This window comes from Paenibacillus tyrphae (assembly GCF_027925525.1).
Classification (GTDB): domain Bacteria; phylum Bacillota; class Bacilli; order Paenibacillales; family NBRC-103111; genus Paenibacillus_G; species Paenibacillus_G tyrfis_B.
In genome coordinates this window covers 1-13,585 of the sequence record NZ_BSDJ01000058.1, presented here as the reverse complement: position 1 = coordinate 13,585, position 13,585 = coordinate 1, and the positions used below count along the sequence as shown (strand labels likewise).

Annotated in this window: 15 protein-coding genes; 8 read left to right on the top strand and 7 right to left on the bottom strand. The window is 48.9% G+C overall.

Going from position 1 to position 13,585, the window contains the following annotated elements:
- The 5 genes from QMG93_RS34640 to QMG93_RS34620 form a co-directional block, all read right to left on the bottom strand.
- Window positions 1-184: hypothetical protein (locus QMG93_RS34640; RefSeq protein ID WP_281944456.1), on the bottom strand; the 184-nt coding region annotated here is incomplete at its 3' end.
- A 721-nt stretch (window positions 185-905) separates the two neighbouring features.
- Window positions 906-1,322 (bottom strand): class I SAM-dependent methyltransferase, encoded by a 417-nt coding sequence (locus tag QMG93_RS34635; protein ID WP_331488676.1) that lies wholly within the window; start codon window positions 1,320-1,322, stop codon window positions 906-908.
- 345 nt (window positions 1,323-1,667) lie between these two features.
- On the bottom strand, window positions 1,668-2,303 hold the full coding sequence (locus tag QMG93_RS34630; RefSeq protein ID WP_281944454.1) for an acetyltransferase: 636 nt from the start codon (window positions 2,301-2,303) through the stop codon (window positions 1,668-1,670).
- Window positions 2,300-3,439, bottom strand: coding sequence for a DegT/DnrJ/EryC1/StrS family aminotransferase (locus QMG93_RS34625; protein WP_281944453.1), 1,140 nt, complete (start codon window positions 3,437-3,439; stop codon window positions 2,300-2,302). Before QMG93_RS34625 ends, QMG93_RS34630 begins: the two co-directional genes overlap by 4 nt.
- A gap of 114 nt (window positions 3,440-3,553) precedes the next feature.
- A complete protein-coding gene (locus QMG93_RS34620) occupies window positions 3,554-4,420 on the bottom strand; it encodes a glycosyltransferase family 2 protein (protein ID WP_281944452.1) in 867 nt (288 codons plus the stop codon).
- 186 nt (window positions 4,421-4,606) lie between these two features.
- Between QMG93_RS34620 and QMG93_RS34615 the strand changes: the two genes are divergently transcribed.
- The 8 genes from QMG93_RS34615 to QMG93_RS34580 all read left to right on the top strand — a co-directional run bounded on the left by QMG93_RS34615 (window position 4,607) and on the right by QMG93_RS34580 (window position 13,017).
- On the top strand, window positions 4,607-6,136 hold the full coding sequence (locus QMG93_RS34615; RefSeq protein WP_281944451.1) for a glycosyltransferase: 1,530 nt from the start codon (window positions 4,607-4,609) through the stop codon (window positions 6,134-6,136).
- A 293-nt stretch (window positions 6,137-6,429) separates the two neighbouring features.
- Window positions 6,430-7,167 (top strand): YheC/YheD family protein, encoded by a 738-nt coding sequence (locus QMG93_RS34610; protein WP_281944450.1) that lies wholly within the window; start codon window positions 6,430-6,432, stop codon window positions 7,165-7,167.
- A gap of 15 nt (window positions 7,168-7,182) precedes the next feature.
- Window positions 7,183-8,082 carry a phosphoenolpyruvate mutase gene (gene aepX, locus QMG93_RS34605; protein ID WP_281944449.1) on the top strand — a complete coding sequence of 300 codons (900 nt, stop codon included), beginning with the start codon at window positions 7,183-7,185 and terminating at the stop codon, window positions 8,080-8,082.
- Window positions 8,079-9,224, top strand: a complete 1,146-nt coding sequence (gene aepY, locus QMG93_RS34600; RefSeq protein WP_281944448.1) for a phosphonopyruvate decarboxylase — start codon at window positions 8,079-8,081, stop codon at window positions 9,222-9,224. Before aepX ends, aepY begins: the two co-directional genes overlap by 4 nt.
- Before the next feature lie 12 nt (window positions 9,225-9,236).
- On the top strand, window positions 9,237-10,388 hold the full coding sequence (locus QMG93_RS34595; RefSeq protein ID WP_281944447.1) for a 2-aminoethylphosphonate aminotransferase: 1,152 nt from the start codon (window positions 9,237-9,239) through the stop codon (window positions 10,386-10,388).
- The gene (locus QMG93_RS34590) at window positions 10,369-11,109 is read left to right on the top strand and encodes a YheC/YheD family protein (protein ID WP_281944446.1); all 741 of its coding nucleotides are present in this window, start codon (window positions 10,369-10,371) and stop codon (window positions 11,107-11,109) included. The genes QMG93_RS34595 and QMG93_RS34590 overlap by 20 nt, the downstream gene beginning before the upstream one ends.
- Window positions 11,110-11,279: 170 nt before the next feature.
- A complete protein-coding gene (locus QMG93_RS34585; RefSeq protein ID WP_281944445.1) occupies window positions 11,280-11,591 on the top strand; it encodes an ArsR/SmtB family transcription factor in 312 nt (103 codons plus the stop codon).
- Window positions 11,592-11,604: 13 nt separating this feature from the next.
- The gene (locus tag QMG93_RS34580) at window positions 11,605-13,017 is read left to right on the top strand and encodes an arsenic transporter (RefSeq protein ID WP_281944444.1); all 1,413 of its coding nucleotides are present in this window, start codon (window positions 11,605-11,607) and stop codon (window positions 13,015-13,017) included.
- A 107-nt stretch (window positions 13,018-13,124) separates the two neighbouring features.
- Here the strand turns inward: QMG93_RS34580 and QMG93_RS34575 are convergent, their stop codons facing one another.
- A complete protein-coding gene (locus QMG93_RS34575) occupies window positions 13,125-13,295 on the bottom strand; it encodes a hypothetical protein (RefSeq protein WP_281944443.1) in 171 nt (56 codons plus the stop codon).
- A gap of 84 nt (window positions 13,296-13,379) precedes the next feature.
- Window positions 13,380-13,585 (bottom strand): hypothetical protein (locus tag QMG93_RS34570; protein ID WP_281944442.1); only part of this gene is annotated, 206 nt, incomplete at its 5' end.

Below are 13,585 nucleotides of genomic sequence, written 5' to 3'. Positions count from 1 at the left end.
GTACCTTGAGGTCCTTGAGTGCCTTGAGGTCCTTGAGGTCCTTGAACACCTTGAAGGCCGCGCTGTCCTTGAGGCCCTTGAGGTCCTTGAGTTCCTTGCGTACCACGAGGTCCTTGAGGTCCTTGAGGTCCTCCTCCCTGAGGTCCTTGAGGCCCTTGAGGTCCTGTTGGTCCAACGGCTCCATCCGTCCGTGCAGCCTCTAGATGAGTAAAGACAGACTGGGCTAACACAGTAACCGTTCCGGCGTTGGGTTGAAGAAATACCGACAAGCTGTCACCCGGAGCGAAATTCATTTGAGCGGTGAGGTTTACCGTGAAAGGCAGGTCCGGACGATCCATATTTCGGATGAATATCATTCCGGATTGGTCAGGTCCTGTCAATGAAATTGCAACGTAATCCACGGAAGGGTCCGCCAAGAGCAGAAGGCTGACGCTAATCGTATACACGCCGCCCTGGCTGGAGACGAAGGTTGAAGTCGCTGGGTTATACTCGCCGTTCAAATCATACTCAACGGTTTGAAAGGCTATGTTGAACGGTCCGGATGTTGTAATAATTTGGTTCGTAAGTGCTCGGGCTCTAAATGCGGATTCGGCCAACTTGGATATCACCTCCGTATGCTGATATAGCTTCACTCTCAAAAACTTAAGATCGTGAAGCCTTCAATATAGTATGTGATAATACGCAGCGAGCCTCGGCTCTTGCAGAGGTGAAATCGTATATTTTGAAATGGCTGCTTACCGCGTTCACAGGGATACTGAGGCGATCATCGTCGTCAACGGCTCAGTAATCACCGTACGTTTTTCGGCGCGAAGGGATGAGCTTTGGGGAAGCGCCCGTTCACCCGCAAAAAAGCCGTCTGCCAAGCGGCAGCCGGCGCTTCAAATTGTAATTGGGGGACAGTCGATTCATTGTGGAGGAACAGCCTGCTTGGTCCCGATATACAACGTATCTTTCTCGGATAAACCGTACAGGTTTGCTTCCTCGACACCGTATTTTTCCGCCAAATTAAATAAAACGACATGAAACCCGGCCGCTTCCAACCGGTCAACGAATCCTTTGCGATTATAAATGCGTACATGATCGTCTTGGCCGAAGTGTTCTTTTCTTGCCTGCGGTGAGGTCACCGCCGGGTCCTCCAGAATCTCCTCGAAGTTTAAAGCGATCGGCACTTGCAGAATGCTCCAGCCGTCCGGTTTCAATACGCGGTAGATTTCCGCCATCGCTTTGTGATCCTCGGGGATATGTTCCAGTACATGGCTGCAAATCACGGCATCGAAGGTTTCGTCAGCGTAAGGCATGGCCGTTAAATCTACCCGCTCCATTTCCGCATCCTGAGGCATTAAATCGCCACATATATAGGTAATGTTCGGAAGCCCTTTTAACCATTTCCTTAAATTTTTCTCGGGTGCAATGTGCAGTAATTTTTGTGGCCTTACGAGCAGATCCGTTTCCCGTTCAATATAGAATTTATACAATCTTTCTCTGTCGAAAGAGGAGCACACGGGACACATGGCGGTCAGCTTGTTCCACATTTCATACTGGCACTTGGGAAAGTCGTAAATATCCGGCCACGGGCGAAAGCGTACAATCGTATGATTGCAATAAGGACAATAGTAGGGACCTTGGTGTTTGAGGTGGTCAACCAAATGATGTTTCTCCTTTCCTATTTACTCCAGCCGCTTTTTGATGACGGCTGGCACCCCCGCAGCCATAGTAAAGTCGGGGATATCGTCTTTGACAAAGGCTCCGCCGCCAATCATAGACCAGCAGCCGATGCGGCATTTCTCCCGAACCGAGGAACCGATTCCGATGTAGGCTCCTTCGCCTACGGCCACGTTGCCCGCCAGATTCACACCCGGGGCGATGGTGACATAATCGTCAATGACCGTATCATGACTGATGTTGGCGCTTCGATTGATGATCACATGACATCCGATCCGGATATTATCGGTAAGGATGGCGCCTTCGCAGATCATGCTGCCTTGCCCAACGGTATTTCTTCCCGACAAACGGACACGCGGATGGATCAGCGGGGCTGCGATGCGGAATCCCGACCGGATGGTATCGTAAGCGAACCGCTTCTTTAACGCCGGGTCCCCGACCCCGGCACATAAGATTTCGACCTCATGCCGCATCGCTTCGATATCGTCAAGCGTTCCCAATACGGGAACTTCATTCACCCGTTGGTCCTTCATTTCCGGCCGTTCGTCCAGAAACCCCAGCACCTGCACGCCCAGCTCTTCGCAAAGCCAGTTGACCTCGCGGGCGTGTCCGCCCGATCCCCAAATAACGATCTTTCTCATATGGCATTCCCCTCGGTAATGCTTCCAAGCACCTTCACAATTCGCCCAACGGTGGCCTCATTCATTTCCTCCCAGAGCGGCAGACTGACAATTCGGTCTGCAACCCGTTCCGTCACCTGAAGATCGGAATGGAGGCAGCTTTGAAACTGCTTCTGTTGATGGCATGCCGGGGAGAAGTAAGTCCGGGCTTCAATCGAATGGGAGGCTAACCGCCGGATGACTTCCCGATTGCCGGGAGATTCCGGGCTCAGCAGAGAGAAAAATTGCAGGGGCACCTGGCCTTGCATCTTTTGGGCAGACCATCCCCGCTGCAATAAATCCCGCTGCTGCAGTTCACGGCGATAATAGCCAATGATCGTTTTTCTTCGCTCCTGTACGGCCTGGAATCCTTCGAGAGTGGCCAAGGCGATAGCGGCGGTATATTCGGAAATTTTGCTGTTTAAGCCTAACATCACGGATTCTCTGGAGCTGGAGAAGCCGAAGTTTCCGGCCCGGCGGATTCGCTGAATGAGATCCTGGTCCGCGCTATACACTAGCCCGCCTTCTCCGACGCCAAACGTTTTGGTCGCGTGAAAGCTGAACACCACGGCTCCACCGAAGCCTTTGCCGAATTGTGCAGCATCCTCCAGAGCAGTCGTTCCAAAGCTGGCAGCCGCATCGATAACGACCGGAATTCCTTCCAGCAGCAGGTTATCGTATAGGGATAGATCGATAGCCGAACCGAAAGTGGCGTAAGGAACGACGACCGCGATCTGCTCGCCCAGCCGCTCGACCGTCTCTTCCAATTGCGCTCTGTTCATTTGCCAATCGTCCGGTTCAATATCCAGGAAATAGGGCTCAAGCCCGCACCACTCGGCGGCTAGAGGAGTCGCTGCAAAAGTAAAGCTGGGCATCACCGCATATTTGCCCCGGGGCCGCTTGCTTTGCAAAATCGCCAGCATCAGCCCGATTGTAGCGTTATGCACCGTCACGGCTGCGCCGATGCCGCCGAACATTTGGGCAATCACGCGCGTTTCAAACAGATGATTTAAGGGTCCGTAATTGGAGTAAATCCGGCTTCCTTCTATGTTTTCAAAATAAGAAAGCAACCGCTCCTTTTTGACTAAGTTCGGTCGCAAGAACGGAATTTCATACATGAGGCAACCTCTTCTCACTGGAATCCATCTTCCAATCCATGTGTATACCTTATAGTATGAATCCCGTGAATGGGGGGAACGGCGAATAACTGGCTCTCCGATTTTGGCAATGCTTCATTCTATCGTATTCAAGATCGTATCGATCCGCTGAATGTCCGCTGCGAATTGCGGGTATCCCTGTACGCGTTTGCGGTAAGCAAGAAGGGCGGTTTTGTACAACTCCTCCGTTTCGAGAAAGCCGTCATCTCTGGAGGCGATCGTGATATCGAGCCATTCACTGAACGCTTTAAAGCCAAGCGTGCTGTTGTTTTGGTTGGCATGTAACCGAAAGTAGCTGAGCGCTTCCGGAATATAAACCGCTTTTCCTTTGGACAATAGGGATAACCAGGCAGCCATATCGTTGATCAGCGAATATTGCTTCCCGCGGTATACTCCGAACGGTTCGGTCAGGTCCGCCTTTTTAAACAAAACGGTCGTCGGCTCGCCGATCACATTTAAGCAGCGGGTTAACGCGATGTTCCCCAGCATTTTTCCATCCATCACTCTCGTCTCTTCGTAGAGTCTGACCGTTGCGGCGATGGGCGCAAGAAAGCTTCCCGATTCATTGATGGTTTGTCGGTAGGAGGTGACTAGCGTGATGTTTTCGAATTCGTGAAAAAAACGGAGCATTTTGGAGATCTTCTCTTTATGAAATACGTCGTCATCCATCAAGTAATTGATATATTCCCCCGAGGCCAGATCGAAGCATCTGTGCCAGTTTTCAAGAAAAAGGTTTTTCTCGTTTTTGTGATATTTGATTTGGGGATAAGACGGCAGATAAGCTGCTTCCAGCATTTGTTGCACTTCGTTGTTGGAGCTGTCGTCGCAGATGACGATTTCGATATTCGGGTAGGTTTGTTCGAGTACGCTGTCGATGGCGATTTTAAGCGTATGGGGCCGGTTATAAGCGGGAATAACGACACTAACCAACGCATGTCCCAAGATAACTCCACCTTTCTTAAAATAAGTTGTGTCTCGCATTGTACGATAGGATTGCTATCTCCCAGAGTATGCGTTCATAAGCGAAATGTGCATTCATACAAGGCTTTTTGGCGGACAAATATTCGAACGGCGGAATACACTGCGTATGTGAAAAAAAGAGAATGGATCTGGGAAAGGGGAATCAACTTGTCGTCGGACTTCACTCCTTTATTGACGGTTCATTTGTTTGTGACAGACAAGATTTCGAAGAGTAAATTGAAAGAACCGATCTTGAGATTGGAAGAAAACCACATCACCGTGAAAATGTACGGACCTGATGACCCATTAGTCGATGCCGGCCCCCGGAAGCCACGCGTCTATGTTTCCATAGGTGATGAATGGAAACCTTTTACAACCCTAATATCGCTGCCTGTTCAGGAAAAAAAACGTTGGCTTCACTTTCATTCGCCTGACGAACTCGAATCGAATAAATTGTTTTATTGCTGGCTCAGTGGGACGGATCCTCTCCCTGACAACAAAACCGTTCCTCCTACCCGTTTTTCTTCCGATACGCCTCTGATCTCCGTGTTCACGGCCAGCTACAGGTCCAAAGAAAGAATTCAACGTCCTTATCGATCGCTGTTAAATCAGACTTACCCGAACTGGGAATGGGTCATTGTGGACGATTCCGGAGATGACGAGGAAACTTACAAGAATGACTTGCTTCCTTTGAAAGACCCGCGCGTGCGCAGATATCGTCAGGATTCCCGCAATGGCTATATTGGGGCGCTCAAAAGGTATGCCGCAGGTCTTTGTACAGGGGAAATCTTAGTCGAGGTGGATCATGATGACGAGCTGATGCCCGATTGCCTGGAGAAGATTGTTCGGGCATTTCAGCAAAATCCCGAATGCGGCCTGGTTTACGGGGATTGCACCGAGGTGTACGCAGAGAACCTTCATGGGCATTGGTACGGCTGGGATTGCGGTTTTGGATACAGCGTATTTTACCGGGTCTGGCTGCATGCCATGAACCGCTGGCAAAATGCGCACAGACATACGACGATCAACGGCAATACGGTCCGCCATTTGGTCGGGTTGCCGAATCATCCTCGTGCATGGTCCCGGGATTGTTATCATCTGGTCGGGGGCCATCGCGATGAGTTGCTGGTGGCCGACGATTACGACATGCTGATTCGGACGTTTCTTTGTAGCAAGTTTGCGGCTATTCCCGATTTACTCTATATCCAATATCGGAACGAAAGAGGAAACAACACCACTTTCCTAAGAAATAAGCAGATCCAGATTTTGGTTAGAGAACTGGAACGGGTGTACCACGATAGAATTCATTCGAGGCTGACCGAGTTGGAACTGCCGGAGCATCTGCCGTACAGCCGTATATGGGAGACCTCCGTACACGATCCCGCCCGCAAAACGGCTCATGTCATTCATGAAGATGCTTCCCGTGCTTCGATATTGTTCCCGATTCCATACTCTCATCCGGAAACGGAGCATACTCAATTAAGGAAGACCCTCCAAATGGGTATGGAGTCGGGCTTTAAGAACACCGAGGTTATCGTTGTGGGCCGCATCCCCAAGGAAGTGGAGTTTTTCGCTTCCCATGCACCTGCAGGGGCGATCCGCTGGTGGCCGATGGAGCCGGACGATTCATTGGACACTTGTATCCAGTATGCGAAGTATTGTGCATCCTGCGAAGAGAAAGTGATTGTGATGCCTTAAAAGAATAAATCAACCTCCTTTACATTTAACAGGAGGTTGATTGGCTTTCTTATTTTGGACAACTTCTTGATATAAAGTCCAGATGATGCTGTGCGCTTTGAAGCTCCCCTTTCAAAAGTGGTGTGATTTCACAAAAGAGTCATAGGATATCGCTCCCTTGCAGGCCATACCATAGGCAAGTGATCTTTAAGAGTTGCGGGGGCAAAATTTAAGAATTATAGGTTTACACCGTGTTTAAAATTTTTATTCGTCATAATATGTAAAAAATATATTAAGGAGAAGAGAGGATAGCCGTGGGAATCGGAAAAATGAAGAAGCATAGGGAAATGCTACAACACTCCGTTTTACGTCGCCATATCCCCGAAACGGTCTGGTTTACCCATGCGAGGGCTTTGCGGATGCTGAGATCGTATTCGACGATCTTCATCAAACCCAATCATGGCAGCGGGGGGAACGGCATCATCCGGGTCAATAGGGTCCGCAACGGATACGAAGTCCGGTGCGGTCTTAGGCGCACACTCGTCGGTTCCGCCTCTTTGTATAAGGCGATTCAGTCGTATTTGCAATCATCCGAACAGTATCTGGTGCAGCGGGGACTTCGTTTGGCCCAATACAAGGGATCGATTTTTGACGCCAGAATTTACATGCAGAAACCGAATAAGAAATGGGAAATTTCCGGCATGGCTGCCCGTGTGGCCGCTCCGCGCCGGTTCGTCACAAATTATCACAAAGGCGGACATGGGGTACAGCTCAACCGGGTGCTATCGAGGCTCTTTAAGGATCGAAAAAAAATAAATGCCACGCTGCGAAAAATAACAACGATCTCCCATTATATGGCTAGAACCATCAACAAACGGCATGCGATTCGTGAACTGGGAGTTGATCTTGGGATTGAGAAAAACGGCCGTATATGGATTATCGAAGCCAACTCGCGGCCCGGGCATAAGCTGTTCACTCAACTTCCAGACAAGACCCCGTTGCGTAGGATTATGAAAAATAAGCGCTTGATTCGGAGGCGACCGATCAATTAGAAAGGAAAACGGCCAATGAAAAAGACAAAACAGCTAAAACAAATGATTCACTCGCAACATTTGGAGTTTATCATGGAAGCCCATAGCGGGCTGTCGGCTGCCATTGCCGAAGAGGCCGGGTTCAAAGGCATCTGGGCGAGCGGATTATCCATCTCCGCAGCAATGGGAGTTAGGGACAACAATGAAGCTTCCTGGACGCAGGTGCTGGATGTTTTGGAATTTATGAGCGACGCCACGTCGATTCCTATCTTGCTTGATGGGGATACCGGCTACGGAAACTTCAACAATGCCAGAAGATTGGTGAAAAAATTGGAACAGCGCCACATTGCAGGCGTTTGTATCGAAGATAAGCTCTTTCCGAAGACCAACTCCTTCATCGATGCCAAAGCTCAACCGCTTGCCGATGTGGATGAATTTTGCGGCAAAATTAAAGCCATGAAAGATACGCAATCGGATGAAGACTTTGTCGTCGTGGCAAGAGTGGAAGCGTTCATTACAGGATGGGGGCTGGAAGAAGCCCTACGGCGAGCGGAGGCTTACCGGCGGGCGGGTGCCGATGCCGTTCTCATTCACAGTAAGAGATCGGACACCGTGGAAATCGAATCGTTTATGAAGGAATGGGGCGGAAGACTGCCGGTCGTGATTGTGCCCACCAAATATTACACCACTCCGACAGCCCGGTTCCAGGAGCTCGGGATCAGCCTCGTCATCTGGGCGAACCATAATTTGCGGGCCTCGATCGAGGCGATGAAAAAAGTATCCAGGCAAATTTTTCAGGAGAAGAGCCTTGTCCATGTAGAAAGCGGTGTCGCTACGCTTGAGGAAGTGTTCCGGCTTCAAAGGGCCGAGGAGCTTCAGACAGCGGAGCAAAAATATCTTCCTTCCACGGACAAAGATTCGGACGAACGCTTATGATCGATACAAAATTATTTGGACAGGAAATGAAAAATTTGGGATTTCAGCTGTTCAGCGGTGTCCCGTGCTCTTTTCTGAAAAATTTAATCAACTATGCTATCAACGAATGCGAATATGTTGCAGCAGCGAATGAAGGGGATGCGGTCGCCATTGCATCCGGCGCCTATGTGGGGGGAAAGAAGTCGGTTGTGCTCATGCAAAATTCGGGTCTGACCAATGCCGTATCCCCATTGACCTCCCTTACCTATCCGTTCCGGATTCCGCTGCTTGGCTTTGTCAGTCTTCGCGGGGAGCCGGGTATTCCCGATGAGCCTCAGCATGAACTGATGGGCAGAATCACAACCGGGTTGCTGGATTTGATGCAAGTGGAATGGCAGTATTTGTCTAACGATTTGGAAGAGGCCAAACTTCAACTGGTACAGGCTGATGCGTATATCGCGAACAACCGCTCTTTTTTCTTTGTCGTTCGAAAAGGGACATTCGAGCAAGAGGTGCTGCGAAAACAACAATCGTCGATCCATGGGAATCAACTCAGAACGCACCGTCATGCGGAGCTTCAGATGCCGACGCGGTATGAGGCTTTGACCGTCATCAATGCTTTGAAGGACAGCAAGACCGTACAGCTTGCCACAACCGGCAAAACCGGGCGGGAGTTATATGAAATCGAAGATGCCGATCATAACCTGTATATGGTAGGCTCCATGGGCTGCATCAGTTCTTTTGGACTCGGGATGGCATTGGCCCAAAGCGGCACGGATATTGTGGTGATTGACGGAGACGGTTCCTTGCTTATGCGAATGGGGAGCTTGGCTACAAACGGTTATTACCATCCGCCCAATATGATTCATATTCTGCTTGACAACAACGCGCATGAATCGACAGGAGGACAAAGCACGGTATCCCATAACAGCGATTTCGTCACGATTGCCGCTTCCTGCGGCTACATGAAGTCGCTATATATTCATAATTTAGAACAACTGGAAGCCGCCTTGAAAGAATGGAAACAAACAAAAGGATTGACGTTTCTATATATGAAAATTTCCAAAAGCTCCAAGGAGCAGCTTGGACGTCCCCATATGAAGCCTTACGAAGTTAAGGAACGGCTGCAGCGTTTTTTGAAACAGGCTACTATCGGACAGTAAGGAAGAGGGAATATGATGGCTGTGAAGAGGAATATCTTGCTTAATCCCGGGCCAGCGACAACAAGCGATAGCGTGAAGCTCTCGCAGGTGGTGCCGGATATTTGTCCCCGCGAACCGGAATTCGGCGATTTGATGACCTATATCTCCGCAGAGCTGACCCGATTGGTCGCCGATCCGGATCATTATACGACGGTGTTGTTCGGCGGCTCCGGCACGGCGGCGGTTGAATCCATGATCAGTTCGGTCCTGGCGGAACAAGATGTAGTCGTGGTCATCAATAACGGGGCGTATGGGAAACGGATATGTGAGATTGCCGAAGTCTACGGACTCCATTATCTGGAATTTAAAAGCCCTTCCGATGATACGATTGATTTGGCTGCTCTGGAGAGGTTCATCCAAGCCTCCGGCCGCGCGATCTCGCATCTCGCCGTCGTGCATCACGAGACGACCACCGGTCTGCTTAACGACATTAAGGCGATCGGCGAATTGTGCAGCCGGTATCGAATCGACATGATCGTGGACGCCATGAGTTCTTTTGCCGCTGTTCCGATTCAGATGAAGGAAATGAATGTCCGTTATTTGGCCGCAAGCTCCAATAAAAATCTTCAGGGCATGGCTGGAGTTTCCTTTGTCGTAGCGGAAAAAAACAAATTGGAGAGCCTGAAGCACAAGAAGCCGAGAAATTATTATTTGAATCTTTATGCGCAGTACAAGTATTTTTCGGACCACCGGCAAATGCGGTTTACGCCGCCCGTGCAGACTCTGTATGCCCTGAAACAAGCGATTGAGGAATTAAAGCAGGAAGGCGTGCAGGAACGCTACGAACGGTATGTGAATTCGTGGACCACGCTGATTCACGGCATCACCCGGCTAGGTTTAACTTACCTCGTCCCCGAAAAATATCACGCCAAAATCGTCACTTCCATCCTCGAACCGGATTGCGCCGCCTTTCATTTTCAAGAGATGCACGACTATTTTTACAGCGAAGGGATCACCATTTACCCCGGTAAACTCGATCGATTGAATACTTTCAGAATCGCAACGATGGGGGATATTGCTTATCAAGATATCGAAACGTTCCTGGAACGGCTTGAGCACTATCTCCAAAGCATCGGTTTTGTAAAACGGGAGGAGGAGACGGGCGATGTCGGCGACAAAAGATAAGTGGCTGAAATATTGGTTCTTGAAAAAATACAAACGTTTGGACCCCTACGTGCCGGAAACGAGAATGATGTCGAGATATGCTCTTTGGAAGCTTGTTTCCAAATATCAGCACGTCATCTTGAAACCGGTAAGAGGCAGCCGGGGGCAGGGCGTCATTCAAGTATCTTCGTTAGGCGGCAATACGTATGCTTTGCACTTTGAGAATATCAAAATCAAGCTACAGGGGAAAGAAAGCACTTATAAATATATCCAAAGAAGAATCGGGAACACCCGTTATATGATTCAACGCAGAATTGCTCGTCCGACCATAGCCGGCTGTCCTTTTGATATGCGGGTCATCATACAGCGGAAAGAGTACTCTAGTAAATGGAAAGTAACGGCGAAGATCGCCAAAGTTGCAGGCAGAGGTTATATCGTTTCGAATAATGAGAGAAGCAAAGGAAGGCTGCTTCCAGTGAAGGCGGCCATTCAAAAATCGACAATAAAACATCTTTCTTCGCCAAGATTGCAGTGGAAGATGAATCGGGTTTCTGTAAGAGCGGCCAGAAGATTAAGTGTTTTATTTCCACGCCATCGTATTTACGGATTGGATGTGGGATTCGATCTGAAAGGCCATCCGTGGATCATTGAAGCCAATCTGTTTCCGTCCATGTCCCACTTCCTTAAAATGAAAGATAGAACCATGTACCGGCGAATTAGGGCATATAAAAAATTTGTGTAGACATAACAAGTGGTGAACCGCCGGCCTCTCTACTACGAATTCGTAGAGGGGCTTTACCATGTCTAGAGGATGTTTACATTTTTTTTCATTATATAACTAATTGATTATATGATTGAATTGATATATATTTATTTTGCAATTTCTATAATTCGGGGCGATAGAGGGGTTTCATGGAACGAATCGATGAAATGGCCGACAGCTTCAAGCTGCTTGGCGACAAGACACGTCTAACGATTCTTGCTTTATTGAAAGAGCGGGCCCTGTGCGTTTGCGACCTCGTGGAGCTGTTGGAAACGTCGCAGCCCAATACAAGCCAGCATTTGCGCAAATTAAGGGCAGCCGGGCTTGTAAACGAAACGCGCAAAGGGCAATGGATTTATTATTCCTTAAACCTCGAACAAAAGCCCTATCTTCAAGCGGTTTTGGACTCCGTTCCATCGTTTAAAGAAAAAATCGGGCAGCTCAAAAACGTTTGCGAATAGGATGGAGGAGTTTATGGCTGTCACTGCGTTTCTTATCTTTTTGGTTACTCTAATGTTTGTCATCTGGCAGCCCAAGGGATTGAATATCGGCTGGTCGGCAAGTGCGGGAGCTATTCTTGCTTTAATGTTCGGCGCGGTGAGCTTCACGGATGTTGCCGCCGTAACCGGCATCGTATGGAATGCCACCTTGACATTTGTAGCCATTATTTTAATTTCATTGGTGCTCGATGAAGTCGGCTTTTTTGAGTGGGCGGCGTTACATATGGCGCGCCTTGCGCGAGGCAACGGCATGCTCCTATTTATAAGCATCATTTTGCTTGGATCGGCGGTTGCTGCCTTGTTTGCCAATGATGGCGCAGCCTTGATCATGACGCCGATTGTGCTTGCCATGGTCCGGGCGCTTCAGTTTGAGGACAAAATGGTTTTGCCGTTTGTTATGGCGAGCGGATTCATTGCCGATACGGCTTCCTTGCCATTGGTCGTGAGCAACCTGGTCAATATCGTATCTGCCGATTATTTTGGCATCGGCTTTGCGGAATATGCAGGCCGTATGCTCGTTCCTAATTTCTTTTCCATTCTGGCGAGTCTTCTTGTGCTGTACCTGTATTTTCGCAAAAGTATCCCGAGGAGCTATCATACCGCCCGGCTCAAAAGACCAAGTGAAGCTATTAAGGATAGGAAGCTGTTTCAATGGTCTTGGGTCATATTGCTGGCTTTGCTTATCGCTTATTTCGTAAGCGGGTTGTTCTCCGTTCCTGTATCGGTTATTGCGGGCATCGCCGCTATCGCCTTTCTTGCAGCCGCGAGAAAAAGCCCGGCTGTTCATACCTGGAAGCTTGTTAAAGAGGCTCCCTGGTCGATTGTCGTCTTTTCCATCGGCATGTATGTGGTTGTTTATGGATTGCGAAATGCCGGGCTAACCGCTGCGCTGGGCGGCGTCATCCAAGCCGTCGCAGACAACGGACTGTTCGCGGCTGCCGTAGGAACAGGGTTCATCGCGGCTATTCTATCGTCGATCATGAACAACTTGCCGACGGTCATGATCGACGCGCTGGCCATCAAGGGGACGGAAACACAGGGCTTCATTCGAGAGGCGTTAATTTATGCTAATGTGATCGGTTCCGATTTGGGGCCCAAAATCACTCCGATCGGCTCATTGGCCACTCTGCTGTGGCTGCATGTATTATCTGCGAAAAACATGAAAATCGGCTGGGGCTATTATTTTAAAATCGGCATGATTTTAACCGTTCCTACCTTGTTTATTACGCTAACAAGTCTTTATTTATGGCTTTATCTGCTGCAAGTTAGTCACGCGAACGTATGGATTTCTACGATAACGGTTGCCCTGGTTCTGGTTATTATCGCGATGATCGTGAAAGCGGTGTTGAGGAGCAAGCTGAGTAAAGGCGGACAACAAGGCGTTTAATTCGAAATTCAGGGTGATATCGCGACGAGGAACAAACCTATGGGAATTTAGTCCATTCGTAAAAGAGGCCCAAATGATCCGGGCCCGAGCGTTACCTGATGCTGCACTTAGTGCCATTTTTTTTGCCGTTGTTGTTGCTGCTGCTTTTGCATGGCTTCTGCTACGGCTTTGGAGATGGCTTCTGTCTCAACTTTTACTTTTACGTTTGAGTTGCCGCTGTTTTTAATGAAGTTTCTAACGGATTTTCCGGAATTTGAATGGTTTTTGGGGGCAGTCATTGAAGATCACCACCTTTCTTAATAATAGCATATGAAGCTTCATGCCACTGTGAGACTGATAGATGCTCATATTTTCATATTTTTTTAGTTCATAGGATAAATTTGATAGTCATAGCGTATCGATTTATTGTTGATTTGAGCGATTTTTCCTTTGGCGGAATTCCGCGAAGCACGTTTAGGTGCGGTGATTTGCTGAAGATTAAGGGAACTTTTAAATTTTGCCAAAAAAGAGTTGAGTTCTACTGGACCTAGTTTTCCCGAGCCGTAGAAACAGAGAACCATGGCATAGG